At 68.1% G+C, this 26,029-nt stretch carries 22 protein-coding genes and 1 pseudogene; 15 read left to right on the forward strand and 8 right to left on the reverse strand.

The window, feature by feature from the left end; all coding sequences use genetic code 11:
* Positions 1–125: 125 nt before the first annotated feature.
* Together pepN (EV379_RS05800) and pepN (EV379_RS05805) are read right to left on the reverse strand one after the other, a co-directional pair.
* The gene (pepN, locus tag EV379_RS05800; RefSeq protein ID WP_130505296.1) at positions 126–2,681 is read right to left on the reverse strand and encodes an aminopeptidase N; all 2,556 of its coding nucleotides are present in this window, start codon (positions 2,679–2,681) and stop codon (positions 126–128) included.
* A gap of 2 nt (positions 2,682–2,683) precedes the next feature.
* Positions 2,684–5,239 carry an aminopeptidase N gene (gene pepN / locus EV379_RS05805; protein WP_130505297.1) on the reverse strand — a complete coding sequence of 852 codons (2,556 nt, stop codon included), beginning with the start codon at positions 5,237–5,239 and terminating at the stop codon, positions 2,684–2,686.
* Positions 5,240–5,433: 194 nt separating this feature from the next.
* Here pepN (EV379_RS05805) and EV379_RS05810 point away from each other — a divergent pair, with 194 nt between their 5' ends.
* Positions 5,434–5,886: an SRPBCC family protein gene (locus EV379_RS05810; RefSeq protein WP_130505298.1), complete on the forward strand. Its 453-nt coding sequence runs from the start codon at positions 5,434–5,436 to the stop codon at positions 5,884–5,886.
* Positions 5,887–6,225: 339 nt separating this feature from the next.
* Here EV379_RS05810 and EV379_RS05815 read toward each other — a convergent pair whose 3' ends face one another.
* The 3 genes and pseudogenes from EV379_RS05815 to EV379_RS17365 form a co-directional block, all read right to left on the reverse strand.
* Positions 6,226–7,644, reverse strand: a complete 1,419-nt coding sequence (locus EV379_RS05815) for an HNH endonuclease signature motif containing protein (RefSeq protein ID WP_130505299.1) — start codon at positions 7,642–7,644, stop codon at positions 6,226–6,228.
* A 119-nt stretch (positions 7,645–7,763) separates the two neighbouring features.
* Positions 7,764–8,267, reverse strand: a complete 504-nt coding sequence (locus EV379_RS05820) for a TetR/AcrR family transcriptional regulator C-terminal domain-containing protein (protein ID WP_242616460.1) — start codon at positions 8,265–8,267, stop codon at positions 7,764–7,766.
* Positions 8,268–8,270: 3 nt separating this feature from the next.
* Positions 8,271–8,465 (reverse strand): annotated as a pseudogene (locus tag EV379_RS17365) (TetR/AcrR family transcriptional regulator); the annotation flags it as partial.
* A gap of 263 nt (positions 8,466–8,728) precedes the next feature.
* Between EV379_RS17365 and EV379_RS05825 the strand changes: the two are divergent.
* Genes EV379_RS05825 through EV379_RS05860 form a run of 8 tightly spaced genes read left to right on the forward strand, consistent with a single transcriptional unit; the run spans position 8,729 to position 18,632 of the window.
* Positions 8,729–10,387 carry an amidohydrolase gene (locus EV379_RS05825; protein WP_130505301.1) on the forward strand — a complete coding sequence of 553 codons (1,659 nt, stop codon included), beginning with the start codon at positions 8,729–8,731 and terminating at the stop codon, positions 10,385–10,387.
* A 29-nt stretch (positions 10,388–10,416) separates the two neighbouring features.
* A complete protein-coding gene (locus EV379_RS05830; protein WP_242616262.1) occupies positions 10,417–12,072 on the forward strand; it encodes an ABC transporter substrate-binding protein in 1,656 nt (551 codons plus the stop codon).
* A 49-nt stretch (positions 12,073–12,121) separates the two neighbouring features.
* Entirely contained in the window at positions 12,122–13,078 is a 957-nt protein-coding gene (locus tag EV379_RS05835) for an ABC transporter permease (protein WP_130505303.1), read from the forward strand.
* Positions 13,075–13,935: an ABC transporter permease gene (locus EV379_RS05840; protein WP_130505304.1), complete on the forward strand. Its 861-nt coding sequence runs from the start codon at positions 13,075–13,077 to the stop codon at positions 13,933–13,935. The genes EV379_RS05835 and EV379_RS05840 overlap by 4 nt, the downstream gene beginning before the upstream one ends.
* Positions 13,932–15,581, forward strand: coding sequence for a dipeptide ABC transporter ATP-binding protein (locus tag EV379_RS05845; RefSeq protein WP_130505305.1), 1,650 nt, complete (start codon positions 13,932–13,934; stop codon positions 15,579–15,581). Before EV379_RS05840 ends, EV379_RS05845 begins: the two co-directional genes overlap by 4 nt.
* Complete coding sequence (locus EV379_RS05850) at positions 15,578–15,931, forward strand: hypothetical protein (RefSeq protein WP_130505306.1); 354 nt, start codon at positions 15,578–15,580, stop codon at positions 15,929–15,931. Before EV379_RS05845 ends, EV379_RS05850 begins: the two co-directional genes overlap by 4 nt.
* Positions 15,928–17,205, forward strand: a complete 1,278-nt coding sequence (locus EV379_RS05855) for a flavin-dependent oxidoreductase (protein ID WP_130505307.1) — start codon at positions 15,928–15,930, stop codon at positions 17,203–17,205. The genes EV379_RS05850 and EV379_RS05855 overlap by 4 nt, the downstream gene beginning before the upstream one ends.
* Positions 17,202–18,632: an NAD(P)/FAD-dependent oxidoreductase gene (locus EV379_RS05860; protein ID WP_130505308.1), complete on the forward strand. Its 1,431-nt coding sequence runs from the start codon at positions 17,202–17,204 to the stop codon at positions 18,630–18,632. The genes EV379_RS05855 and EV379_RS05860 overlap by 4 nt, the downstream gene beginning before the upstream one ends.
* Positions 18,633–18,737: 105 nt before the next feature.
* On the opposite strand, the gene EV379_RS05865 is transcribed toward EV379_RS05860, so the two are convergent.
* Positions 18,738–18,974, reverse strand: a complete 237-nt coding sequence (locus EV379_RS05865; protein WP_130505309.1) for a putative acetyltransferase — start codon at positions 18,972–18,974, stop codon at positions 18,738–18,740.
* A gap of 61 nt (positions 18,975–19,035) precedes the next feature.
* Here EV379_RS05865 and EV379_RS05870 point away from each other — a divergent pair, with 61 nt between their 5' ends.
* On the forward strand, positions 19,036–19,470 hold the full coding sequence (locus EV379_RS05870) for an ASCH domain-containing protein (protein WP_130505310.1): 435 nt from the start codon (positions 19,036–19,038) through the stop codon (positions 19,468–19,470).
* On the opposite strand, the gene EV379_RS05875 is transcribed toward EV379_RS05870, so the two are convergent.
* The gene (locus EV379_RS05875) at positions 19,449–20,987 is read right to left on the reverse strand and encodes an SDR family oxidoreductase (RefSeq protein ID WP_130505311.1); all 1,539 of its coding nucleotides are present in this window, start codon (positions 20,985–20,987) and stop codon (positions 19,449–19,451) included. The genes EV379_RS05870 and EV379_RS05875 overlap by 22 nt on opposite strands.
* Before the next feature lie 56 nt (positions 20,988–21,043).
* Here EV379_RS05875 and EV379_RS05880 point away from each other — a divergent pair, with 56 nt between their 5' ends.
* From EV379_RS05880 to EV379_RS05900, 5 genes are all read left to right on the forward strand, one after another.
* Positions 21,044–21,535, forward strand: coding sequence for a ribose-5-phosphate isomerase (locus tag EV379_RS05880; RefSeq protein ID WP_130505312.1), 492 nt, complete (start codon positions 21,044–21,046; stop codon positions 21,533–21,535).
* A 20-nt stretch (positions 21,536–21,555) separates the two neighbouring features.
* Positions 21,556–22,545, forward strand: coding sequence for an Fpg/Nei family DNA glycosylase (locus EV379_RS05885; protein WP_130505313.1), 990 nt, complete (start codon positions 21,556–21,558; stop codon positions 22,543–22,545).
* A gap of 17 nt (positions 22,546–22,562) precedes the next feature.
* The gene (locus EV379_RS05890) at positions 22,563–23,198 is read left to right on the forward strand and encodes an FMN-binding negative transcriptional regulator (protein WP_130505314.1); all 636 of its coding nucleotides are present in this window, start codon (positions 22,563–22,565) and stop codon (positions 23,196–23,198) included.
* An 82-nt stretch (positions 23,199–23,280) separates the two neighbouring features.
* A complete protein-coding gene (locus EV379_RS05895) occupies positions 23,281–24,645 on the forward strand; it encodes a sensor histidine kinase (RefSeq protein ID WP_130505315.1) in 1,365 nt (454 codons plus the stop codon).
* Positions 24,646–24,655: 10 nt separating this feature from the next.
* On the forward strand, positions 24,656–25,330 hold the full coding sequence (locus EV379_RS05900) for a response regulator (protein WP_130505316.1): 675 nt from the start codon (positions 24,656–24,658) through the stop codon (positions 25,328–25,330).
* Here the strand turns inward: EV379_RS05900 and EV379_RS05905 are convergent.
* Positions 25,327–26,013, reverse strand: coding sequence for a hypothetical protein (locus EV379_RS05905; RefSeq protein ID WP_130505317.1), 687 nt, complete (start codon positions 26,011–26,013; stop codon positions 25,327–25,329). The two genes, EV379_RS05900 and EV379_RS05905, sit on opposite strands and share 4 nt — an antisense overlap.
* Positions 26,014–26,029: the final 16 nt, after the last annotated feature.

The raw sequence follows: 26,029 nt of genomic DNA on the forward strand, positions 1-26,029 counted from the left end.
GGCCCCGCTGGTTGAGCGCGGCCCCGCTGGTTGAGCGCGGCCCCGCTGGTTAGCTTGTCGAAACCTCACGACGAGGATTTCGACAAGCTCAACCAGCGGGAGCCGGGGGTGCCACTGCGCGCGGGCTAGGCGCGGTCGCGCTCCTGCGCGGCGATCGCCCGTTCCGCCCTCGAGAGCTCCTCGACGATGATGCGACGGAGCGCCGGCGGGCCGTCGTTGGCCGCGAGCCACGCCCGCGACGCCTCAACGAGCGCGGCGTCGGCGAGCGGTGCGGGGTAGAGCCCGCGGATGATCGCAGCCGCCATGTTGTAGCTGCGCGTCGACCACACCTCCTGCAGCATGGCGAAGTACGGCTCAAGCTGCGGCGCGAGCAGCGCGCTCGGGCGCGAGCGACGCCAGCCGAGCGCGTACGCACGCACGTAGTCGTTGGAGAGCGTCGTGTCGCTGGCTGCGGCCGTCCAGGCGGCGAGCTTGCCTGCGGCATCCGGGATCGCGGCCTTCGCCGTGATCGCCGACTGCCGGCCCTTGGCGGTGTCGTCGCCGGCCAGGACCTCGTCGATGCTCTCCACCGATGCACGCCCGCCTGCTGCGAGTGCGATCACGAGCTCCCACCGCAGATCGGTGTCGATCGTGACGCCGGCAAGCAGCGACTCACCGGCCAGCAGCTCGACGAGCACGTCGAGCTGGCCCTCGGTCACGGCCACCGCGATGAAGCTCTTCAGCAGTTGCAGCTGGGCGTCGGAGCCCGAGGCCGCCGAGAGTGTGAGCGCCCAGAGTGCATCGCCGGCCTCGGCCGCCGCGGACTCGCGGTGCTCAGGTGCGATGTACTGGCCGAGCACCAGCTCGAGCAGGCGCAGCGAGAGCGCGCGCTGAGCCGACTGGCTCTCCGCCGCGATGTTGCCGAGTACGAGGCGCACGAAGTCGCGCGGGCTCGCCTCCGCATCGCGGGTCGCATCCCACACCGCGCCCCAGATCACGGCGCGCGCGAGCGGGTCGGAGATCCGCGCGAGGTGTTCCAGCGCGACGGCGTGCGACGCCGGATCGAGCCGGATCTTCGCGTAGCTGAGGTCGTCGTCGTTGAGGAGCACCAGCGCGGGACGCGCCCGCCCGATGAGCGCCGCGACCTCCGTCCGTTCCCCGTCCACGTCCAGCTCGACCCGGTGGGTGCGGACGATGGCGTCGTCGACGAAATCGTAGAAGCCGATCGCGAGGCGGTGCGGGCGGATCGTCGGCTGCGACGGTGCCGCGCTCTGGCGCACCGCGAAGTCGGTGATCGTTCCTGCGGCATCCGTCTGGATCTCGGGGCGCAGAGTGTTCACGCCGGCCGTCTCCAGCCAGAGCCGCGACCACTCGGTCAGCTCGCGCCCGCTCGTCAGCTCCAGCTCGTCGAGCAGGTCACGCAGCGTGGCGTTGCCGTTCGCGTGCTTCTGCAGGTAGACGGAGATTCCGGCGTAGAAGGCGTCGAGGCCGACCCAGGCGACGAGCTGCTTGATCACGGAGGCGCCCTTCGAGTAGGTGATGCCGTCGAAGTTCACCTCCACGTCTTCGAGGTCGTTGATCGTCGCGACGATCGGGTGCGTCGACGGCAGCTGGTCCTGCTCGTATGCGTGCGTCTTCTCCGTCGAGGCGAACGTCGCCCAGGCGTCGGCGTACTCGGTGGCGCTGGCCGCCGCGATGGTCGACGTCCAGGTGGCGAAGGACTCGTTCAGCCAGAGGTCGTTCCACCATTTCATGGTGACCGAGTTGCCGAACCACATGTGCGAGAGCTCGTGCAGCACGACGAGGGCGCGCTGCTCCTTGCGGGCATCCGGAACCTTGGAGCGGAACAGATAGCCCTCGTTGAAGGTGACGGCCCCGACATTCTCCATCGCGCCCCAGTTGTACTCTGGCACGAAGATCTGGTCGTACTTCTCGTAGGGGAAGGCGACGCCGTAGCTGGCCTCGTAGTAGGCGAGCCCCTGTCTGGTCTTCTCGAACATCACCTCCGGCTCGGCATACTCGGCCAGGGAGGCTCGGGTGAAGAGCCCGAGCGGGATCGTGCGGCCGTCGGCCGTCGTCGCCTCGCTCCGCCACGAGCTGTACGGCCCGGCGACGATGGCGGCGATGTAGGTCGAGATGTGCGGGCTCGGCGGGAATGCCCAGCTCGCCGCACCAGAGGCTCCGCCCGGCTCGACCGGCGAGGGCGTCGGGGTCACCGAGTTGCTGATCACGTGCCAGTCGGCCGGGGCCGTGACGGTGAACTGGTAGCTCGCCTTGAGGTCTGGCTGGTCGAAGCAGGCGAACACGCGGTTCGCCTCCGCAACGGCGAACTCCGTGTAGAGGTACGGCTTGCCGTCCACCGGGTCGACGAAGCGGTGCAGGCCCTCTCCGGTGTTCGTGTATGCGGAGTCGGCGACAATGTGAAGCTCATTCACGGCTTTCAGCTCGTCGAGGCGGATCCGCAGGCCGTCGCTGACGGCATCCGGGTCAAGCGCGACACCGTTCAGCGTGACGCTGTGCAGCGCGCGGGTGTTCGCCTCGATGAACGTCGATGCCCCCGGCGTCGCCGCGAAGGTGACGGTGCTCTCGCTGCCGAACACCTCCTCGCCCCGTGTCAGGTCGATGGCGACGACGTAGCTCGGGTTCTGAATGACGGATGTCCGCCGCTCGGCCTCCGTGCGGGTCAGATTCGATTCAGCCACGCTCAGACCCCTGCTGCAGCATCGGCGGCCTGCGCGGCCAGTGCGCGCTCGACGCCGGCGAGGTTCTCGCCGACGAGGCGACGGAGTGCTGGAACCTCGGGGTTCGCGGCGAGCCATGCCGTCGTCGCCTCCGCGAGCTCGAGGCTCGCCAGCGGTGCCGGGTACATGTCGACGACGATGGTCTCGGCGATGGCGTACGCGCGGTTCTGCCAGAGATCGGCGATCGCCGCGAAGTACGGGGCGACGAGCGCCTCGAGCGGGGCCGGGTCGTTCGTGTGCACGACGCCGAGCGCGGTGTGGCGCACGATCATGTTCGGGGCGGTGTCGCTCTCGACCAGGCCGTTGAACGCTGCGAGCTTCGCGGCGCTCGTCGGGAAGGTCGCGCGGGCGCGGGCGGCGGACTGCTGGCCGTTCGCGGTGTTGTCCGCGGCGAGGGCGGCGTCGATGTCTGCATCGCTTGCCGCGTTGTTCAGGACCAGACCCTCGAGTAGCTCCCAGCGCAGATCGGTGTCGATCTCGAGGCCCACGAGGGTGATCACGCCGTCACGGAGCGCGCGCACCGTCTCGACGTGCTCCGGCGTGCTGGCCAGGCTCGCGAACGCCTTGACGAGCTGGAACTGCACGTCGCTGCCCTCTTCTGCCGCCTGGGCGAGCTCCCACAGCGTGTCGCCGACGGTGCGCAGCGTCTCTGCGCGTCGGGCGGGAGCGACGTACTGCTTCGTCGCGAGCGCCAGCTGGCCGAGCACGGTGCGGATCGTCGTCGACTCGGTCTCGGCGGCGATGTTGCCGAGCACGAGGCGCACGAAGTCGCTCGCCGGGCTCTCGCCGTCGCGCGTGGCATCCCACACCGAACCCCACACGAGCGAGCGGGCCAGGCCGCTCTCGAATGCGGAGAGGTGCTGCAGGGCGACAGCGTGCGATGCCTCGTCGAGGCGGATCTTCGCGTAGGCCAGGTCGTCGTCGTTCAGCAGCACGAGGTCGGGGCGGGCGAGGCCGAGCAGTTCGGCCACCTCGGTGCGCTCACCTGCCACGTCGAGTTCGACGCGGTGGGTGCGGCGCAGCACGCCGTCGACGAGGTTGTAGAAGCCGATCGCCAGGCGGTGCGGGCGGATCGTGGGGTAGTCGGATGCCGCGGACTGCAGCACGGCGAATCCGGTGATGGCGCCGGCATCGTCCGTGGCGATCTCCGGGCGCAGCGTGTTGACGCCGGCCGTCTCGAGCCAGAGCTTCGACCACTCGGAGAGGTCGCGGCCGCTGGCCGTCTCCAGCTCGCTGAGCAGGTCGACGAGCTCGGTGTTGCCCCACGCGTTCTTCTTGAAGTAGGCGGCGACGCCGGTGAAGAAGGCGTCGATGCCGACCCAGGCGACGAGCTGCTTCAGCACGGAGCCGCCCTTGGCGTAGGTGATGCCGTCGAAGTTGACGAGCACGTCCTCGAGGTCGTTGATGGTCGCGACGATGGGGTGGGTGGACGGCAGCTGGTCCTGGCGGTACGCCCAGCTCTTCTCCATGGCGGCGAAGGTGGTCCACGCCTCCGTCCACTCCGTGGCCTCTGCCGTGGCCATCGTCGATGCCCACTCGGCGAAGGACTCGTTCAGCCAGAGGTCGTTCCACCACTTCATCGTGACGAGGTCGCCGAACCACATGTGGGCCAGCTCGTGCAGGATCGTGACGACGCGGCGCTCACGCATGGCGTCTGTCACCTTCGAACGGAAGACGTAGGCCTCCGTGAAGGTCACGGCGCCTGCGTTCTCCATGGCACCCGCGTTGAACTCCGGCACGAACATCTGGTCGTACTTCTCGAAGGGGTAGGCGAAGTCGAACTTCTCCTCGAAGTACGCGAAGCCCTGACGGGTCTTCTCGAAGATGTAGTCGGAGTCGAGGTATTCGGCCAGCGAGGCGCGGCTGAACACGCCGAGGGGAATGGTGCGGCCATCCCGGCTGGTGAGCTCGGAGCGCACGACGCTGTACGGGCCGGCGACGAGCGCGGTGATGTAGCTCGACATGCGCGGGGTCGGTGCGAAGCTCCACGTTGCGGCATCCGTGCCGTCGACGGCCACGGGCTCCGGCGTGGGGGAGTTGCTGATCATCTGCCACTTCGCCGGGGCGGTGACAGTGAAGCGGAAGCTCGCCTTGAGGTCGGGCTGCTCGAACACGGCGAACATGCGGCGGGAGTCCGGAACCTCGAACTGGCTGTACAGGTAGACCTCGTCGTCGACGGGGTCGACGAAGCGGTGCAGGCCTTCTCCGGTGTTCGTGTAGATCGCGTCGGCGACGACGGTGAGCACGTTCTCGGCGGCGAGGTTGTCGAGCTGAATGCGGATGCCGTCGCTCACGGTCGCGGGGTCCAGCTCCGTGCCGTTCAGGGTCACCGAGTGCACGGTGCGCGTGATCGCGTCAATGAAGGTGGAGGCGCCGGGGGTGGCCGTGAAGCTGACGGTCGTCTCGCTGCGGAACAGTTCGGGCCCGGTCGTCAGGTCGAGGGTGACGTCGTAGTTGTCGACCGCAATGAGCGCTGCACGCTCCTGGGCTTCGACGCGGGTCAGGTTTTCTCCGGGCAACGGTGCCTCCTGGGGCATATCAGTGAGACGTTCTTTGTCTCGGATGTTGTGGATCGTGTCCAGCCAACAAGCCTAGTAGCGGCATCCGGATTGTGGGTGTCGAACCCTTGACCGTGGTGGGGCCGCGGCGCACACTGAGAGGCGAACGACCTCTTGGCCGCTCATCCCACAGCGCAGAGCGAAGGGACAGCGTCATGCCCACAATTGAGGAGAGCGTGTTCATTGCCCGCCCGCCAGAGGAAGTCTTCGACTTCATCTCGACGTCGGCCAACATCCCCGTCTGGGACTCGTCAGTTGTCGCCGCCGAGCAGATCGACGACGGGCCGCTGGGAGTCGGCACCCGCACGAGGGGAACCAGCAAGATCATGGGGCGCCGTTTCGACTGGACCGTAGAGGCCACCGAACACGACCCACCGACGCGCCTGACCAGTGTCTCGGTCGAGGGTCGGATGGCGTTCACCGTCACGAGCACGGTCGAGGGCGTCGAGGGCGGGAGCCGATTCACCTACCGCATCGACGCCGAGTCAGGTCTCGGGGGAGTCTTCGGTCGCATGGCCGATCCCTTCATCCAAAAGGCACAGGCCCGCACGGTACGGGCGAACATGGAGTCCCTCGCCGAACTCCTGGTGGAGCACCCCGAAGACTGATCGTGCGGATGTCGGCGCCGCGCTGGAGCCGCTCGCTCGATCCAGCGCGCATTCTCACGCTGGCTTGAGGGTGCTCCAGCGACCGAAGCCCTGAGCGTCCGACCGGATCGGGTTGCCGGATACCGCAGCCGCAGTGTCGGTGGGTCCGCTCGGGGCTTCGCGTGCGTCGCTGCTCCTTCGTCGCTGCGCCGCTCGCTCGAGCCAGCGTGCAGAATGACCGCTCGCCCACGCCCACTCTCACGCTGGCTTGAGGGAGCAGCCGAGGAACGAGGCCGCCCCCGAAGCCCTGAGCGGCTGACCGGATCGGGTCGCCCGGGTCTCGATACGGCCGCGGGCGGCCTAGTCGACCAGCGTGGGTAGTTTTTGCTGCTGCTCTTGCAGCAGGTCGGCTTGTTGGGTGCGGGACTTCGTCGATCTTCGCCACGGGGTGTCGGCGTCGGAGCGCCCACCGCGGAGCCAGGGCGGCGGTTTCACGTGCGGGACGCCGTCGATCATGAGGATCTGCCAGCCACTGGTCTCGATCGTGCGGTGGTGGAACCAACACAACAGCACACCGTTGCAGGTCTCCGTTTCACCACCGTCCCGATACGCCTTGACGTGGTGGATCTCACTCCACGCGGCGGGGATTGAGCAGCCGGGGATGATGCAGCCGCCGTCCCGCAGGGTAATCGCCCGCCGTTGGGTGGCATTGAAGACCCGGTCATTGCTGCCAATGCTGTTGATGGTGCCGTCCGGGCCGATCACCACGTGCTGTTGCCCACCTGCACAGATGAACTGCTCCACGGCCCGCATCGAGATGGGTGCCTCGCAGCCCTCGATGAAGCCGGACCCGGTACCGGCGTCGAGGTCGGCCTGTCGGACGGAGACGAGCACCGTCGGCGCTGCCCCGCCGATGCTGGGGCTGTCCGCGCTCCGGGCCGCACCGTCGATGAGGCTCGCGAAGACGTCGTGCCGCGCTTGCGCGCTCGCCCGGGGGTCTTTCGGGGCGTCCGGGTCGGGGTCGGCGAAGCTGGGCTTGCTGCGCGGGTTCAGATACGCGTTCAGCAGGGTTTCGAACTTGGCGTCGATCTCCGGCAGCAGCGTCATCTTCCGGTGCACGACCCCGTCCCGGGTCACCCCGGCGCTGATGCCCCGGGCCTGCATGGCCCGCTCCTCCGCCGGGACAACCCCGTCTTCATCGAGGACGGTCGCCCAGACGCGCGCCTGGCCGCGGATCTCGTCGGCGGCGAACGGCACCGGCGACTCGACCGTGGGCCCGGTCGCGGCGGCCACGAGCGCCGTCTCGGCGTGCTCCACGTTGAGGTCGCCGACCCGCCCCCGGATCGGGTCCAGGGTGTCCACGATCGCCGCCGCACTGTCGTAGCCGATGGCTCCCGAACTGAGGGCGTCGGCGACCTGGTCGAAGCGGGCCGGCATCGCCTCCCCACTGAGCGCCATCCGGGGCCGGGTCGCTTCCCCGAGGCGCATCCGTTGCGTCAGGGTGCGTTCAGAGGCGAGGGTGATCCGGGCGAGGAGTTCGACGGCGTTGCGGCAGCCTCTCTTCGCGGAGAGGCGGTCTTCGCCGAGTTCTCGGCGGGAGCGGAACGCGTGCTCGCCGGCGGCCTTGATGCGGAGCGCATCGGCGAGACGGCCAACGGATTCGGCCGCGGCGGTGAAGTCCAGCAGGGCGTCGTCGTGGAACAGGCGTGCGTCGGAATCGGCCAAGGCGGAGAGCAGCAGATTTTGTGCTTCTGCGAGTGCCTCCGTTGGGGTTCCCATGGGTTCAATCTTACCCCGCCCGACCGTGTGCACCTAAGGAAAAGGCCTGATGTGGATAAGTTTCTGCAGATCTCTGCCTGTGCACAACAGATGCCGAGACGGAACCAGGCCAAGCTGCACTACTGAGTCGATTTTGCCTCGGCACCGAGCCGCTCCGCGGACTCGATGATCGACTCGGCGCCCAGCCTGAAGAGGTCCCGGCTATCGAGCGCGCGCAGCTGCGGGCTGAGTGAGGCGATGCGCGGGTGGCGTTCGGGGTCAACGAGCAGCGGCGAGTCGATCCACGGAACGGAATCGTCGGAGTCGTCCGTGTTGCTCGCACGCGCTCTCGCGATTCCCGCAGCGCTCGAGAGCAGATGCTCCGAGTAGAGGGCGTAGTGGCGCACGACTTCGTGGTCGGAGAGTCCGGCGCGGGAGAAGGCGTCGAGCATGATCTCGACGATCTCCAGTTCGCTGGGCCCGTTGGTGGAGATCACGATCGCCTCGACACCGATCGCCGGGTAGCGAGTGAACAGATCAAGGGTGGATGCCGCGATCTGCAGCAGTCGGCCCTTCCAATCGGCGGGCGGGGTGGTGAGCTCGCTCAGTGTTTCCAGGAAGAGTCGATCCAGCAGAGACTGCATCAGGCTCTCCTTGCTGCGGAAGTGCCGATAGATCGCCGTGGGGTCCGCGCCGAGATCGGCGCCCAGTTCGCGAACGGAGATTGAGATCGCTCCCGGTCGTGCCGCGAGTCGCAGTCCGGCCTCAACGATCGAATCCCGGTCGAGCCGCGTTTTGGGCTCGCTTGATCGATCCGCGCGCAGTTCGGCTTTTCCGTTCATGCTCTCATCATCCCCATCGGTCGATTCGCTGACGACACGGTCAGGATTCTCGCCCGCTCATCCGGGTGTTCGTGCGGTCCTGATGTCGCCGAGCCTATGTGCCCGTTGGGGATCAGGCAATTCGCCTGCTCCCGGCACGGAGCGCTTCTGTAACGGCTACGAAACAGTATCGAAACACCGATGTCAACAGCGTTGACATCATTGTTGTCAGTCGCTACTGTCAACTCACCATCAAAGACTTCAATGACGAAACGAGGGCCCAATTGCCTGCTGCTGATGTGCTGTTCACCGGAGGTCCCGTGTTCACCGGATCCGGCGAGCCACTGCCAGATCACGCCGTAGCCGTGATCGACGGGCGGGTGGCCGCGATCGTCCCAGAGGCCAAGGCGTCCGCGCACATCGGCGAGTCGACCACCGTCATCCAGCTCGGCGGAGCATTGCTCAGCCCCGGCTTCCAGGACGCCCACGTGCACCCAGTCGGAGCCGGCGTCGAGCTGCTCCAGTGCAATCTGACGGAGGGCGAGAACGCCGAGGACGCCGTGCGACTGGTTGCCGAGTATGCCGCGGCCACGCCAGACGCCCCATGGATCCTCGGTGGCGGCTGGTCGATGGATCACTATCCGGGTGGGGCCCCGCGTCGCCAGCTTCTCGACGCTGTCGTCCCCGATCGTCCCGTCGTCGTCTCCAGCCGCGATCACCACAGTGTCTGGGCGAACACCGCTGCGATCCGCCTGGCCGGCCTCGACGCGTCGACGCCGGACCCCGAGGACGGCCGCATCGAGCGCGAAGACGACGGCTTCCCGTCCGGTACCTTCCACGAGGGCGCGATGGGCCTCTTCGACGATGTGCTCCCGGCCACCGATGATGAGCTCGCCTACCAGGGCCTCCTCCGGGCTCAGGAGGAGCTGCTTCAGCTCGGCATCACGGGCTGGCAGGACGCGATGGTCGGCTCGATGAACGGCATCTCTAACATCGCCGATGTGTACCGCAGAGCGCTCGCAGAGGGAACGCTCACCGTGCACGTCGTCGGTGCCCAGTGGTGGGTGCGTTCCAACGGTGCGGAGCAGGTGGCCGAGATGATCGCGCAGCGCGAGTCCGTCAGCGCGCTCGGTGCCGAGGACCGGTTCACGCTCGGCACCGTGAAGATCATGGTCGACGGCGTCGCAGAGAACGCGACCGCCGCGATGGTCGCGCCCTACCGCGACGCGCACGGCCACGACACCGACAACCGGGGCCTCTCCTTCGTTGACCCCGAGCTGCTCAAGGGCTACGTCACGCAGCTCGACGCCGCCGGGTTCCAGGTGCACTTCCACGCACTCGGCGACCGCGCGGTGCGGGAGGCGCTGGACGCGATCGAGACCGCTCGGGAGGCCAACGGCCCGTCGGACAACCGTCACCACCTGGCCCACCTCCAGGTGGTCGCAGAGGAGGACACCCGTCGATTCAGCGGCCTCGACGCGATCGCCAACATCCAGGCGCTCTGGGCAACGCACGAGGACCAGCTCGACCAGCTCACCCTGCCGTTCCTCCAGCCGGGTGCCGAGGCGCGCCAGTACCCGTTCGGCGAGCTCGCCGGCCACGGTGCGCGCCTGGCGGCCGGCAGCGACTGGCCCGTCTCCAGCGCCGACCCGATGGACGCCGTGCACATCGCCGTCAACCGGATCGCCCCCGGCGAGGACTTCGAACCGCTCGGCGGCGTGCAGCAGCGTCTTGACCTCGCCACGGCGCTCGCCGCATACACCTCTGGCACGGCCTACGTGAACCACCGCGACCACGACACCGGTCGCATCGCAGAGGGGTACCTCGCGAACCTCGTGGTGCTCGACCCCAACCCGTTCGCGGTTCCGGCCGAGGAGATCCACACCTCGACCGTGACGTCGACCTGGGTCGAAGGCCGCCCCGTCTACACCCGCACAGCCTGATCCGCCGACAGCACCAGAAAGAGAGAATGATGACTGCACAGCACCCACCCGCCCAGCGCGCGCGCCGTCGAGCGCGCATCGCCGTGGCCACTGGAGTCTCCGCGCTCCTCGCGCTCACCGCGTGCACGGCGGCGGAGCCGGAGAAGGCGTCCGATGTCAGCTTCGAACTGACGGATGCCACGCCGGCTCCGTCCGGCGAGCTCGACTCGTTCACGTGGTCCAGCTACTCCGAGCCGTACTCGCTCGACTACGCGTATGCGTTCGACTACGCAGACAACCAGGTCCTCGCGAACGTCTGTGAGCCGCTGCTGCGCCTGAATGCCGACTACACCCTGACGCCGGCGCTCGCGGAATCCTTCGCCCACCCGACTCCGACGAGCTGGGTCTATACGATCCGCGACGGCGTCAAGTTCCACGACGGCACCGTTCTCACGCCGGCCGATGTTGTCGCATCCTTCAACAGGCACCTGGACCCCGCCGTCGGTTCGTCCTGGTACTCCGTCTTCCAGAACGTCGTGTCGATCGAGCAGACCGGTGACCGCGACGTCACCGTCACAACCTCGATCCCCGATTCGCAGTTCAACCTCGCGATGGGCGGCTCGGCCGGTGTCGTCGAGTCCGCGGCGAGTCTCGAGTCCATCGGAGCCGACTACGGCAACTCGACCGGTGGCGTGAACTGCACCGGTCCATTCAGCCTCACCGAGTGGAAGTCGGGTGAGTCGATCACGTTGACCCGTTTCGACGACTACTGGGACAAGGACCTGATGGCGAAGTCCGCCGAGGTGGAGTTCATCTTCATGGGTGACCCGAACGCTCGCGTGAACTCGTGGAAGTCCGGAGAGGTCGACGGGGGCTGGATGGTGCCGCTCGACGCGATCGCGCAGCTGCGCGGATCCAGCGTCGGTGACGTCTACTTCGGCATGAACACCGCGGTCAACGATCTCATCGTCAGCGACACCGACGGCCCGCTGGCTGACCCGAATGTGCGCAAGGCGCTGCTCATGGCGATTGACCGCAAGGGCCTGATCTCCGCCGCATACCAGGGCATCGGCACGACCACCGACGCGCTCACCACCGAATCCGTGTGGGTGGACGCCTCGAAGGCGGCGCTTGACACCGCCTTCGGCGGTCTGGAGGAGTACCCGTACGACCTCGACGCCGCGAAGAAGCTCATCGACGAGGCCGGTGTCGCCGGTGAGGAGATCGTCGTCGCGACGGCGCCACTCGGCACCGACTTCTCGGTGATCGCCCAGACGACGGTCGCCGCTGCACAGGCCATCGGCCTGAAGGCCCGCATCGAGACCTTCACGCCGAGCTCGTACACGACGCTGTTCTCCGACCCGAGTGCACGTGAGGGCATCGACCTCTTCTACACCGTCTGGTACCTCTCCAGCCCCGACCCGCTCGAAATGTACGGCGTGCTGCGCACGGGCGAGTTCAGCAACTACGGCAACTGGTCCAACCCCGAGTACGACGCCATCGTCAACGAGGCGGTTGCAATCGAGGACCCGGCCGCTCGCTCGGAGAAGACGGCAGAGGCCCAGTTGATCGCGAACGACCAGCTTCCGTGGCTCCCGCTGTCCGAGAGCCCCGTCACCCTGTTCATGGGAAAGCGGATCACGGGCGTTGCCCCGTCGATCAACTTCCTCTACTACCCGTGGGCGGCCACCATTGGCGCTTCCTAACGTCAGCGAGGCTCCGGCGTTGAGCCCCTGGCGGAGCGGTGGTCGCTACATGACCACCCTCCGCCGGGTGCTCGGCAAGCTGGGCGCGCTGCTCCTCACCCTCTTTCTTGCCTCCCTGCTCGTCTTCTTCTCCCGCTTCCTGGTTCCGGGCGACCCGCTGCGATTCCTGCTGCGCGGCCGCAAGCCGAGCCCGGAGGCCATCGCCGAGGTCTCGGCACAGTACGGCCTCGACCTGCCGCCGTGGCAGCAGTACATCAACTGGATCACCGGCGTCCTGCACGGCGACTTCGGCCGATCGCTGCAGTACCGGCAGGACGTGAGCACGGTCATCGGTGAGCGGATCCCTGTCACCCTGGGGCTCGTCATCATCGCCGGAACGATCATCGCGATCGTCGGGCTCATTTCCGGCACCATCGCCGCGCTGAACAAGGGGCGCGTTCTTGACCGCGGCATCCTGATCGGCCTGACGGTGCTCGGGGCGATCCCGTCCTTCGTTGGCGCGATCGTGCTGATCGCCGTGTTCGCCGTGCAGCTCGGCTGGTTCCCCTCATTCGGATCGGGTGAAGGGTTCATCGACGGGATCTACCACCTGATCCTTCCGTCGACAGCGCTCGCGCTCGTCTTCGTCGTCCTCGTCGGCAAGGTCACTCGCTCGTCGATGGTCGATCAGCTCGGCCGGGAGCATGTCGAGGTCGCGACCAGCCGCGGGCTGAAGCGGGGCACCGTCATCCGGCGCCACGTCTTCCGCAATGCGATCGGTCCGATTCTGACCGTCAGTGGTCTGCTCGTCGCTGGCCTGCTCGTCGCCAGCTCGATCGTGGAGTCGGCGTTCGGTCTCGCCGGAATGGGCTCGCTGCTCGTGCAGTCGGTCGACCGCCTTGACTTCCCTGTCGTGCAGGCGATCGTGCTGCTGATCGTGACGGCCTTCGTGAGTGTGAACGCCGTCATCGACATCTGCGAACCCCTGATCGATCCCAGAGCCGCAGCAGGAGCTGATGCCCGATGACCACCCCAACCATGGCCGTCAAGGTGCTCAGTGCACCCCGGATTCGGCGCGGCAATCTGACGTTCAACCTGAGCGTCGCCGTCGTCGCCGTCATGACCATCGCGGCGATCTTCGCCCCGTTCGTCGCCCCGTACGATCCCGACCTCGTCAATCTCGCCGCCGTCTACTCCGGGCCGAGCCCCGCACACTGGCTCGGCACAGACGCCCTCGGCCGCGACCTGCTCAGCCGCACGATCTTCGGTGCGCGCACGGCGTTGCTCGGGCCGTTGCTCGTCGTCATCAGCTCGACGATCATCGGCATCCTGCTCGGCCTGCTCGCCGCCTGGCGGGGCGGATGGCTCGACGGCGTGCTCGCCCGGATCTTCGACCTGGTCTTCGCCTTCCCGTCGCTGCTGCTGGCCATCCTGGCCGTCGCACTGTTCGGCAAGGGACTCGTCGCACCCGTCATCGCCATGAGCATCGCCTATGCGCCGTTCGTCGCACGGCTCACGCGCTCCCTCGTGATGGCCGAGCGCTCACGGCCCTACGTCTCCGCCTACCGCGTGCAGGGCTTCTCCGGACCGTGGATTGCGCTCCGCCGCGTTCTGCCCAATGTCACACCCATCGTCGGCGCCCAGTCGACGTTGAACTTCGGTTACGTTCTGGCCGAGCTCGCTGCGCTGTCCTTCCTCGGACTCGGCGTGCAGGCTCCGACGGCCGACTGGGGCGCGATGATCAACGAGGCCCAGGGCGGGATCATCGGCGGGCACTTCCTGCCCGCGATGGTGCCAGCCGTCGCCGTCGTGCTCGTCGTCGTCGCGGTCAACGTGATCGGTGAAGAACTCTCAGACCGGATCGGAGGCGGGGTTCCCGCATGAGCCTGCTCAGCATCACCGACTACACACTCGTTCTGCCCAACGGCACCACGCTGCTCGACAAGGTGTCGCTCACGATCGCCGCCGGGGAGACCGTCGGCCTCGTCGGCGAATCGGGGTCGGGCAAGTCATTGACGGCGCGCAGCGTCCTCGGGCTCCTCCCGGACCGGGCGAAGACCTCCGGCAGCGTGCTGCTGGACGGCCAGGAGGTGCTCGGCGCCGCGCAGCGCGACATCCTGAAGCTCCGTCGATCGACCGCATCGATGGTGTTCCAGGACCCGCGCGCCGGCATCAACCCTGCCCGCACGATCGGCGACCACCTGACGGAGACGCTGCGCCTCTGCGAGGGATGGCCCAAGGAGCGCGCCACCACGCGCGCCGTCGAGCTGATGGAGGCCGTGCGGCTGCCGCGCCCGGACGACCACCTGCGCCAGTACCCGCACGAGCTCTCCGGCGGCATGCTGCAGCGCGTCATGATCGCCGGCGCCCTTACGAGTTCGCCACAGCTGCTCATCTGCGACGAGCCGACGGCCTCGCTGGACGTCACGACGCAGGCCGGGATCATCTCCGTGCTCGCCGAGCAGCGCAGGACCCGCAACATGGGCATGCTCTTCATCACGCACGACCTCAACCTGGCCGCCGCGATCTGTGACCGCGTCTACGTGCTGAGCGCGGGCAAGGTCGAGGAGCAGGGCGATGCGCGGGAGGTGCTGAGCAACCCGCAGGCGGCGTACACCAAGCGCCTCGTTGCGGCCACGCCCAGCATCGCGAACGCCGTCGACCCGGTCGCGCCGGGCGCGACCGTGAGTGCGGAGGGGCAGAGCGGTGTCCCGGCGCGGCTCGAGATGCGCCATGTCTCCAAGAGCTACGAGCGTCGCGGCAAGGGACCAGTCACCGCTGTCGACGACGTGTCGTTCAGCCTGCCACGCGGCGGCGCGCTCGGCGTCGTCGGCGAGTCCGGCTCGGGCAAGTCGACGCTCGCTCGCATGCTGGTGGGGCTGGAGCCCGCCGACAGTGGCGAGATCCTGCTCGACGGCAGCCCGCGCGGTGCGATTCCCAGCACGCGCAGCGAACGGCTGGCCCACGCGCGCGCCGTGCAGATGGTCTTCCAAGACCCCTACCTCTCGCTCGACCCGCGCATCATCGTCAAGCAGGCCATCGGCGACGCCATCCGCCTGCACACTCCGCTCAGCCAGCGGGAGGCCGATCAAAGGGTGTTCGAGCTCCTCGATCAGGTCGGGCTCGACGAACGCCACGCGAATGCACGACCGCGCACGCTCTCGGGCGGGCAGCGCCAACGCGTCGCCATCGCCCGTGCGCTCGCCATCGAGCCGGAACTCCTCGTGCTCGATGAGGCGACCAGCGCCCTGGACGTCTCCGTGCAGGCACAGGTGCTGGATGTCGTGGCGAAGATCCGTGCAGAGCGTGGGCTCACCGTGCTCTTCATCAGCCACGACCTCGCCGTTGTCCGGCGGGTCTGCGAGAACGCCGTTGTCATGCACCGCGGCAGCGTCGTCGAGCGCGGCGCGACCGCCGAGATCCTCGAGAACCCGCAGCACGCGTACACCAGGCGACTGGTGGACTCCGTGCCGCGCGCCGACTGGCACCTCGACGAGTTCACCGTGCCGGTGCCGGAGCAGGTGCGGTGACCGAGCGCACCTTCCAGCTGCGCCACTACACGACGGTTCCGGAGCACTTCGACGGCTTCGTCGCGTGGTGGGCGAGGACTTTGCCTCCGCTGCGGGCACGGCACGGGTTCGCGGTCGAGAGCGCATACGGCATCCGTGATCGGCACCAATTCATCTGGGTGGTCAGCCACCCGGGGGACCGGGCGGCCTTCGAGGCTGCGGAACGCCGCTATGCGGACGCGGCCGATCGCGCCGCGGCATTCGCCGGCATCCCGAATTGGATGGAGACGATGGACATCACCTTCGTCGATGCGGTGACCACCACCGCACAAGAGATTGATCGACAGGAACCAGGAGAAGCACCGCAATGAAGGTCATCATCGTCGGAGCGGGAATCGGCGGGCTGACGACGGCACTGTCGTTGGAGGCCGCAGGCATCACCGACGTCACCCTGTACGAGTCCGTGGGGGAGCTGCGCCCCCTCGGCGTCGGCATCAACCTGCTGCCGCACGCCGTGCGCGAACTGACCGAGCTGGGCCTCGGCGAACAACTCAAGGGCTTCGGCGTCGCAACCAGCACGCTCAGCTACACCAACCGTCTCGGCCAGACGATCTGGTCGGAGCCGCGCGGGCTCGACGCCGGCTACCGATGGCCGCAGTACTCCGTGCACCGTGGCCAGCTGCAGATGCTGCTGCGGGACACCGTGCTCGAGCGGCTGGGTGCTGACAGCATCCACCTCGGTGCCAGCGGGGACGATGTGCAGCAACACGGCACGCCAGAGGACGGCTGCAGCAGCGTGCGCATCACGCTGGCCGACGGCAGTTCGTACCGGGTGAGCGCCGACGTGATCGTCGCGGCGGACGGCATCCACAGCGCGGTACGCCGTCAGCACTACCCCGAGGAGGGCGCGCCGGTGTGGAACGGACTGATCCTCTGGCGCGGAACCGCCAGGGTGGCACCGTTCCTCGACGGCCGCACCATGATCATGGCTGGCGACGCGTTCCAGAAGTTCGTCGCCTACCCGCTCTCGCTCCCCGACGAGGACGGGCTCGCGACGATCAACTTCATCGCCGAGTACCGCTCGGATGACGCGGACCCCGGTGTCAGCAGCTGGAACCGCTCTGCCGACCCCGCCACGGTTCTCGAACGCTTCGCCGACTGGGACTTCGACTGGCTGGACGTGCGCTCGATCATCGGCGCGGCCGAGGAGATCCTCGAGTACCCGATGGTCGACAGGGACCCGATCCCGCAGTGGACATTCGGTGCGCAGACCCTTCTCGGCGACGCGGCGCACGCGATGTATCCGATCGGCTCGAACGGTGCCTCCCAGGCCATCATCGACGCCCGCACCCTCGCGAACGCCCTGGCGACATCGGGCAGCATCGCCGAGGCGCTGCAGCGCTACGAGGACGCACGCAAGCCCCGCACCACAGCAATCACGCTCAGCAACCGATCGATGGGACCGGAACACGTCATGCAACTCGCCTACGAACGAGCACCACAGGGATTCGACGACATCGACACCGTCATCCCCTTCGCGGAGCGCGCGGAGATCGCGGAACGGTACAAGAAGGCGGCAGGGTTCATCCCGGACGAGCTGAACGCGCGTCCGAGCCTCTCCGTGGAGCGCGGGGTCGCCCGATGAGCCGCCACGACATCGTCTTCGAGCGTGTCACCCCGAGCCGTGCCACCATCGCGAACTCACTCGCGGAGACGCGCGCGAGCGCGTTCTGGATCGAGGACGCGCGGGATCGGCACGAGGCGCACCCCTCCCTGCAGGATTCCATCGTCGCCGACCTCGTCGTCGTCGGCGGCGGCTACACCGGGCTGTGGACCGCGCTGCTCGCGAAGGAACGCAACCCTGCGCTTCGGGTCGTGCTGCTCGAGGGCGAGAGCGTCGGCTGGGCGGCGTCCGGCCGCAACGGCGGGTTCTGCGAGGCCAGCCTCACCCACGGCGAGGAGAACGGCCGCACCCGCTGGCCGGAGGAGATGGAGACGCTGAACCTCCTGGGGCTGGAGAACCTCCAGGAGATCGAGGACGCCGTCAACCGCTACGGAATCGACTGCGACTTCGAGCGCACCGGCATCCTCTCCGTTGCCGTCGAACCGCACGAGGTCAAGTGGCTGAGCGAGTGGGATGAGGAATCCGATTCGCACATCCACCTCGATGAGGCAGCCGTGCAGGCAGAGGTGGCGTCGCCGACCTACCTCGGCGCCGTGTGGGAGAAGGAGTCGACGGCACTCGTGCACCCGGCCAAGCTGGCCTTCGGCCTGGCGCGCGTCATCACCGAGCTCGGTGTGACCATCTACGAGCACTCGGCGGTCCGCTCGATCGAAGACGCCCCAGGTGGCGTCGAGATCCGCACCGCGCAGGGCCGCGTGCACACGAAGAAGGCCGTGCTGGCGACGAACGTGTTCCCATCGCTGCTGAAGCGCAACGCCCTCATGACCATCCCGATCTACGACTACGTGCTCATGACGGAGCCGCTGAGCGATGCGCAGCTCGAGTCGATCGGGTGGAAGAACCGCCAGGGCATCAGCGACATGGCGAACCAGTTCCACTACTACCGGATGAGCAAGGACAACCGGATCCTGTTCGGCGGCTACGACGCGATCTACAACGCCGGCGGCAAGGTGAAGCCGGAATACGAGGAGCGGCCAGAGTCGTTCGAGAAGCTCGCCAGCCACTTCTTCACGACCTTCCCGCAGCTGGCGGGCCTGCGCTTCAGCCACAAGTGGGCCGGGGCGATCGACGCGAGCACGCGGTTCTGCGCCTTCTACGGACTCGCGCGGAAGGGCCGCGTCGCGTACGCCAGCGGCTTCACCGGCCTCGGCGTGGGTTCCGCGCGCTTCGCAGGCAACGTCATGCTCGACCTGCTGGACGGCGAGGTGACCGAGCGCACAGCGCTGAAGATGGTGAAGGATCGCCCGCTCCCGTTCCCCCCGGAGCCCGTCGCGACGATCGGCATCAACATGACCCGCTGGTCGCTTGACCGCTCAGACCACAACGAGGGCAAGCGCAACCTGCTGCTGAAGACCATGGATGCCATGGGCGTCGGCTTCGCGTCCTAGCGCCCCCGCTGGCCTCCGCCGCGAGCGTTCGCGGCCCGCGAAAACTGCACGGGCCCGGTGAATTCACCGGGCCCGTGCAGTTTAGGCGGGCCCCGAGTCGGTCGCTCAGCCGGCGGAGGGGGCTGGACGGCGCCGCGGGGGAGCAGGCGGAACCTCCTTGGCGGCGACCACCGCAGCCAGCGGAACCGTCTTGAGGCCGTCGCGGGTCTCGACGACACACTCCTCGGCGTTCACGCTGCGGAGGAATCCGAGTGCGTCGGTCAGCCCGCCGGGAATGCGCTGCCTGACAACCACCCGCGTTCCGAGCGGTGCCGTCGTGATGAAGTGCACGGGGTCAGCCATGCCTCAACCCTATGGCGCGCGGAAATCGGGCGCCCACTCTGGCGCCCAATATGGTGGGTCCATGACCTTCCCCACCATCGACGGACTCCGGACCATGGAACTCGGCAGCCCGGGAGGGTTGCGTGCCTCCCTCAACGACTGTGTCCTCACCGGCACGAAGCGGGCGACGGCCGGGCTGCCGAGCGAGTACATCACCGAGAATGAGCCGTGGGAGCACGTCGGTGAACGTCTCGTGCTCGTCGACGACGACATGAAGCCACTCGGCGTCATCGTGGTGACGCGGGTCGAGGAGACGACCTTCGCCGAGGTGACGTGGGCCTTCGCGCAGGCCGAGGGCGAGGGATTCGTCGATCTGGAGGACTGGCGCCGGGCGCACCGCGACTACTGGGCGGCGGAAGGTGAGCAGGTCACCGACGACACCCCGGTGCTGTGCATCTACTTCGAACTGCTCGCTGGCGGATACCCGCCACGCGATCACCAATCAGACGGCTTGTAGTCCTTCAGGAACACTCCGAACAGCTCTTCGCCGGCCTCGCCGCGCACGATCGGGTCGTACACGCGCGCGGCGCCGTCGACGAGGTCGAGCGGGGCGTGGAAGCCCTCCTCGGCCAGACGCACCTTCGTCGGGTGCGGCCGCTCGTCGGTGATCCAGCCGGTGTCGACGCTCGTCATGTAGATGCCGTCGCTCGTCATCTCGCGGGCGCTGGTGCGGGTCAGCATGTTGACCGCCGCCTTGGCCATGTTCGTGTGCGGGTGCCCAGGGCCCTTGTAGCCGCGGTTGAACACGCCCTCCATCGCCGACACGTTCACGACGTAGCTGCGACCGGACGGTGCCGCGGCCATCGAGGCGCGCAGACGGCTGATCAGCAGGAACGGTGCAGTGGTGTTGCAGAGCTGCACCTCGAGCATCTCGAGCGGGTCGACGTCCTGCACCTTGTCTGTCCAGCTATTCTCGTGGTGCAGGTCGGGCAGCAGCCCACCCGCGTCGATCGCGGTGCCTGCCGCGAGGCGGTCGAGCGAGCTCGAGCCCGGCGCAAGTGCGAGCGCGGTGAGGTCGTCGGCGGTGAGCGTTCCGGCGCCGGCGGCCGCGGCCAGGATGGGGTGGCTGGCAACGGATGCCGCCAACGCCAGCGGGTGCTGGTCGCTCGTGTGGCCGAAACTCACGATCTCCGGCAGATCGCCGTCAGGCAACGGTGAGAGTTCAGCCTCCACCAGCGGCGAGTATGCGCCGGGGGAGCGGCGCACAGTCTGTGTCGCGTTGTTGATCAGAATGTCGAGCGGACCCTGTGCCGCCACGTCATCCGCCAGCCCGATCACCTGGGCTGGGTCGCGCAGGTCGATGCCGACAACGCGCAGCCGGTGCAGCCACTCGGCCGAATCCGGCATCGCCGCGAAACGGCGCACCGCGTCGCGGGGGAAGCGGGTCGTGATCGTGGTGTGTGCGCCGTCGCGCAGCAGGCGCAGCGCGATGTACATGCCGATCTTCGCGCGGCCGCCCGTCAGCAGGGCGCGCTTGCCGGTGAGGTCGGTGCGTGCGGTGCGCTTGGCGTGGTTCAGCAGCGCGCAGCGCGGGCAGAGCTGGTGGTAGAAGGCATCGACGAGCGTGTAGCGCTGCTTGCAGATGTAGCAGGCGCGGGCGACGAGCAGCTCGCCTGCGACCGGCGCGTCGGTGGCGCTGGAGAGCTCGTGACCCTGCGTCTCGTCGTCGATGCGGCTCGGCGCACCCGTCGCGGTCGCGGCGATGACGGCCTTGTCGGCATCCGCGATGCGGGCCCGCTTGATGGCGCGACGCGACACCTTGACCGACTTGAACATCTTGGCCGTCGCGTGTCGCACGGTGAGGAAGTCTGGGTCCTCCTCGTCGACGTCGCTGAGCGTGGCGAGCACGCGGAGGGCGATCGCGAGCTCCTCCGGGTCGATGCGGGCAGCATCGACGCGGCCACCGCTGATGGCGGACTCGATGTCGGAATCGATCGCGGCAGAGTCGGGCTCAAGAGATGGTGCAGAGGGCATCCCTGAATTCTACGCGGCGAAGCTGACTGCTCCGCTGTGAACCCTAGACTGCTGTGATGCGCATCCACATCGCCACGGACCACGCCGGCCTCGACTTCAGCACGCACCTCATCACGCACCTCGGTGCGGCCGGCCATGAGGTCATCGACCACGGACCGACCAGCTACGACGCCCTCGACGACTACCCGGCCTTCTGCATCAACGCAGCCCTCGCCGTCGCGCACGACCAGGCGCACGGCATCGAGGCCCTCGGCGTCGTCTTCGGCGGTTCGGGCAACGGCGAGCAGATCGCGGCCAACAAGGTCACCGGCATCCGCGCCGCCCTGGTCTGGAACCTCAGCACGGCCCAGCTCGCCCGCGAGCACAACGACGCCAACGTGATCTCGATCGGTGCGCGCCAGCACACCATCGAAGACGCGACCAGCTTCATCGACGCGTTCATCGCCGAGCCGTTCCCCGGCGACGAGCGCCACGTCCGCCGCATCGCCCAGCTCGCCGAGTACGAGACGACAGGCGACATCGCGGGCAAGAACGTCGACCAGTACTAGCCTGATCGGTTTCTTCAGACATGCCAGAGGGCCACTCCGTCCACAGGATCACCCGCCAGTTCGCCCGTAACTTCGTTGGGCACCGGGTGAGCGCCTCAAGCCCGCAGGGACGTTTCGCCGAGGGCGCGAGCATGATCGACGGCCGCGTCGTGACCGATGCCAAGGCCGTCGGCAAGCAGATGTACCTGGAGTTCGACAACGGGCTCTGGCTGCGGGTGCACCTCGGCATGTACGGGGCGTGGGACTTCGCAGGCGACATCCTGATGGACGCAACGATCGCCTCGGCGAACGGGCGCATGGGCCAGACCAACCAGCGCGGAACGATCCTCGACGGCCCGATCCACGACCGCGACGGCGAGAACTCCATGCACTCGATCGGAGCTCCGCGCCGCACCCGCGTGCGCATGGCGGAGTCCGAGAAGGAGAGCGACGCGCTCGACACGTTCCCGCCAGAGCCGATCGGCCAGGTGCGCGTGCGCCTGCTCACCGACACCGTCTGTGCCGACCTCCGCGGCCCGACCGCCTGCGAGGTGCTCGATCCCGCCCAGGTCGACGCCATCATCGCCAAGCTCGGGCCCGACCCGCTGCTGGACAACTCGCAGGCGGCCGAGGACCGCTTCACGGCCGTCGTGCGCAAGAAGCCGACGCCCATCGGCCTGCTGCTGATGGACCAGAACGTCGTCGCAGGCATCGGCAACGTCTACCGGGCGGAGATGCTCTTCCGCGCCCGCCTGAACCCGCACACGCCGGGCAAGCTCGTGCCGGAGGACGTGGTGCGCGGTCTCTGGCGCGACTGGGCGCACCTGCTCAGGATCGGCGTCGAGACCGGGCAGATGATGACCATGGACGACCTCGAGGGCGATGCGTACGCCCAAGCGATGGCGAACCGTGCAGACCGCCACTGGGTTTACAAGCGCGAGGGCCTGCCCTGTCGCATCTGCGGGACGCACATCACGCTCGAGGATTTCGGGGCACGCAAGCTGTACTGGTGCCCCAACTGCCAGCGCTGAGGTGAGAAGCTAGCTGCATGCGCCAGACTCCGAGCTTCATCCTCGCCAGTGACGATGCCGTCAAGCGATTGATCCGCGAGAACCCGTGGGTCACGATGGTCAGCCACACGGATGCCGGCGAGCTCGTCGCCTCGCACTACCCGGTGATCCTCGACGAGGCCGCAGAGGACGGCATCGTGATCCTCAGTCACGTCGGGCGCCCTGACGAGCAACTGCACGAGCTCGGTCGGCACCCCCTGCTCGTGATCGTGCAGGGCCCTCACGGCTACATCTCACCCGGCTGGTACGACGCGAAGCCGGCCGTCCCCACCTGGAATTTCGTCGTCGCCCATCTGCACGGAACGCCGGAGCTGCTGAGCGATGACGAGAACCTCCAGGTCCTCGACCGCCTCGTCGACCACTTCGAGGAGCGGATGCCGGAGCCGCGCCGCATGAACGGCACAGAGGCCAACGCGGAGTACGCCGCCCGCATCGTCTCAGGCACCGTCGGATTCCGGATGCGCGTTGAGCGCTACACCGGCAAGAACAAGATGAGCCAGAACCGCCCGGCCGAGACGGTCGAACGCATCATCCACGAGCTGGAACACGGCGAGCACTACGCCAGCCCGGAGCTGGCCCGCGAGATGCGCCGCGCCCGCGGCGAGGCGGTGTGAGCGTGCCGGTGGGGATAACCCCCGGAAGCCTTCGGTTGCCAGCTGGCTGTGGCCGCCGGCATCCGCTGGACAGAATCGAAGCATGACCACCATCACGGCAACCCAGGCGACGACTCAGCCGGCGCAGCGCACGCACGACAACTACGGCAGACTCTGGCTGCGCGTCCCGCAGGAGCTCGGCTTCCTGCTGCTCAACCTGCCGATCGCCGTCATCAGCCTGGTCGTGCTCTCGACGCTGTTCTTCACCGGGCTCGGGCTCATCGCCATCCTCGTCGGCGTGTTCATCACGGTCGCCGCGATGTACACGGCGCGCGCTCTCGGCACCCTCGAACTGCTGCGACTGCAGTGGGCAGGACGCCCGCGGATCGCCCGCCCGCAGTGGGAGAAGCCGGGAGAGACCCAGAGCTTCTGGCGCATCACACTCGCCCCATTCGCCGACGGCCACTACTGGCTCTACCTGCTGCACGGCATGGTCGTCGCGCCGATCATCGGCATCCTGAGCTGGACGATCTCCTTCGTCTGGCTCACCGTCGGGCTGACCGGAGCGACGAGCTGGATCTGGCAGCGCGCGCTGCCCGATGAGGCCAACGACACGTGGTTGCACGAGCTCCTCATCGACTGGGCGGTGCCCGGCGCAGAGCTGGACATCGACCCCGTGCTCGGCGAGAGCCTGCTGTACCTTGCGATCGGCCTGATCTTCCTCGCGACGCTGCCGCTCGTCACCCGCGGCCTCACCCTGCTGCACAACGTCGTCGCCCGCGGCATGCTCTCCGCCTGGCGCTCAGAGGCGCTCAGCCTCGAGGTCGCATCCCTCAGCGCCTCCCGTGGGGCAGCGGTGCTGGCCGAGGACCAGTCGCTCCGCCGGCTCGAACGCGACATCCACGACGGTCCGCAGCAGCGCCTCGTGCGGCTGCAGATGGATCTCGCCAGCGCAGAGCGCAAGATCGACGCCGACCCGGATGCCGCCAAGGCCCTGCTGACCGAGGCCCGCGAACAGGCCAGGGACACCCTCGAAGAGCTGCGCGCCCTCTCCCGCGGATTCGCCCCGCCGATCCTGCAAGACCGCGGCCTCATCGCCGGTCTGGAGTCGCTCGCGGCCCGCAGCACGATCCCGGTCAGCCTGGAGCTGCAGCTGGACCCGGCCATCCGCCTCGCGCCCGAGATCGAGCGCAGCGCGTACTTCGTCGCTGCCGAACTGCTCACCAACGCCGCCAAGCACTCCGGGGCCGGCGCGATCCGCCTCCACCTCGCGCTGCGGGCGGAGCCGAGCGCCCAGTGGCTGGATCTCTGGGTGATCGACAACGGCTCCGGAGGCGCGGAGAAGCGTGCAGGGCACGGCCTGAGCGGCCTCGAGGACCGTCTCACCGGCCTGCGCGGCGTGCTCTCGATCGACAGCCCCCTCGGCGGGCCGACCGCCGTGGGCGCGCACATCCCGCTGCCGCGCTAGCGTGGAGTCTGTGCCGACCACAGACTCCACCGCTCCAGCCCCCGCGCTCCGCCTTGTTCTCGCCGAGGATTCCCTGCTGTTGCGCGAGGGGCTGGTGCGCCTCTTCGACGAGGCGGGCTACAACACCGTCGCGGCGTACGGCGATGCCGATCAGCTGCTGTCCGAGGTCGACACGGTTCGGCCAGACCTCGCCGTGCTCGACGTGCGGATGCCGCCGACCTTCCGCGACGAGGGGGTGCGCGCCGCGATCGAGCTGCGCAGGAGGCAGCCCGGCATCGGCATCCTGCTGCTCAGCCAGTACGTCGAGGGCAGCTACGCCCACGAACTCCTCTCCAGTGGCTCAGGCGGCATGGGCTACCTGCTGAAGGACCGCGTCGCATCGCTCGACGAGCTGCAGGATGCCGTGGCCCGCGTCAGCGCGGGCGGGACCGTGCTCGACCCGCAGGTCGTCCGCGAACTGCTCGCGCGCCGCTCCGACCCGCTCGACGCCCTCACCCCGCGCGAGCGCGAGGTGCTGGAGCTGATGGCGGAGGGACGAACGAACGCCGGCATCGCCGAGCGGCTCTTCATCGGCGTCGGCGCCGTCGAGAAGAACGTGACGTCGATCTTCCAGAAGCTGCAGCTGGACGACTCCGGATCCGACCACCGCAGGGTGCTCGCGGTCCTCGCCTTCCTGCAGCGCTAGCCGGCACTCGGGCTCGGGGACACCGGCTCGTAGTCGTGCCAGAGGGCGTAGTAGCGGCGGCCGCCGATCCAGGAGCTGAGAGCCAGATAGCCCAGCCCGACGCCGAAGCCAAGCACGTAGAGCAGCCAGGGCGGCGCGCCGAAGAGGCCGCCGAGCGCGGCGACGAACAGCCCGATGAGCGCGGCACAGACCGCCGAGATGAAGATCATGCTGCTGCCGACGACGTGACTGAAGTCGCTGCGCCGGCCGAGCCAGAAGTACGTGTGCTGCGAACCGGCCTGGTCGTCGTGGCTGGAGGCCATCAGGTACGGCTCGATGCCGGGGTCGAGCGCGAGGTAGGCGGCGCGGAGCCGATTCATGGCGAGCACGTACATGAGGTCCTCGTGCCCGACGTTGACGACGCGCACATTCGTCAGGACGCCGATCACGCAGAGCACGCCGAGAATCACGACGGCGAACACCCGGAAGGTGTCGCTGAACGTGCTGGCCTGCCCGACGAGCGCGATGCTGAGCAGGCTCGCGGAGGTGAGCGTCAGGAAGATGCTGATGCGAGTGAGCACCTCGCCCTGGGTGGTACTCCGCGACGCGAGCAGGCTCCAGTGCTCGGTCGCCAGCAACTGCGCGCGGACCGAGGCCGACCCGGCCGGAACTCCTTCTGGCGGCAGAGCCGCCTGCTGAGACATGCAGCCATTGTCCTCC

The organism is Microterricola gilva (assembly GCF_004217495.1).
Classification (GTDB): domain Bacteria; phylum Actinomycetota; class Actinomycetes; order Actinomycetales; family Microbacteriaceae; genus Microterricola; species Microterricola gilva.

Coding starts and splice junctions, on each gene's coding strand:
- EV379_RS05810 (WP_130505298.1), top strand. CDS start 5,434: ATGCCCACAATTGAGGAGAGCGTGTTCATTGCCCGCCCGCCAGAGGAA.
- EV379_RS05815 (WP_130505299.1), bottom strand. CDS start 7,644: ATGGGAACCCCAACGGAGGCACTCGCAGAAGCACAAAATCTGCTGCTC.
- EV379_RS05820 (WP_242616460.1), bottom strand. CDS start 8,267: ATGCAGTCTCTGCTGGATCGACTCTTCCTGGAAACACTGAGCGAGCTC.
- EV379_RS05830 (WP_242616262.1), top strand. CDS start 10,417: ATGACTGCACAGCACCCACCCGCCCAGCGCGCGCGCCGTCGAGCGCGC.
- EV379_RS05835 (WP_130505303.1), top strand. CDS start 12,122: ATGACCACCCTCCGCCGGGTGCTCGGCAAGCTGGGCGCGCTGCTCCTC.
- EV379_RS05840 (WP_130505304.1), top strand. CDS start 13,075: ATGACCACCCCAACCATGGCCGTCAAGGTGCTCAGTGCACCCCGGATT.
- EV379_RS05845 (WP_130505305.1), top strand. CDS start 13,932: ATGAGCCTGCTCAGCATCACCGACTACACACTCGTTCTGCCCAACGGC.
- EV379_RS05855 (WP_130505307.1), top strand. CDS start 15,928: ATGAAGGTCATCATCGTCGGAGCGGGAATCGGCGGGCTGACGACGGCA.
- EV379_RS05860 (WP_130505308.1), top strand. CDS start 17,202: ATGAGCCGCCACGACATCGTCTTCGAGCGTGTCACCCCGAGCCGTGCC.
- EV379_RS05865 (WP_130505309.1), bottom strand. CDS start 18,974: ATGGCTGACCCCGTGCACTTCATCACGACGGCACCGCTCGGAACGCGG.
- EV379_RS05870 (WP_130505310.1), top strand. CDS start 19,036: ATGACCTTCCCCACCATCGACGGACTCCGGACCATGGAACTCGGCAGC.
- EV379_RS05875 (WP_130505311.1), bottom strand. CDS start 20,987: ATGCCCTCTGCACCATCTCTTGAGCCCGACTCTGCCGCGATCGATTCC.
- EV379_RS05880 (WP_130505312.1), top strand. CDS start 21,044: ATGCGCATCCACATCGCCACGGACCACGCCGGCCTCGACTTCAGCACG.
- EV379_RS05885 (WP_130505313.1), top strand. CDS start 21,556: ATGCCAGAGGGCCACTCCGTCCACAGGATCACCCGCCAGTTCGCCCGT.
- EV379_RS05890 (WP_130505314.1), top strand. CDS start 22,563: ATGCGCCAGACTCCGAGCTTCATCCTCGCCAGTGACGATGCCGTCAAG.
- EV379_RS05895 (WP_130505315.1), top strand. CDS start 23,281: ATGACCACCATCACGGCAACCCAGGCGACGACTCAGCCGGCGCAGCGC.
- EV379_RS05905 (WP_130505317.1), bottom strand. CDS start 26,013: ATGTCTCAGCAGGCGGCTCTGCCGCCAGAAGGAGTTCCGGCCGGGTCG.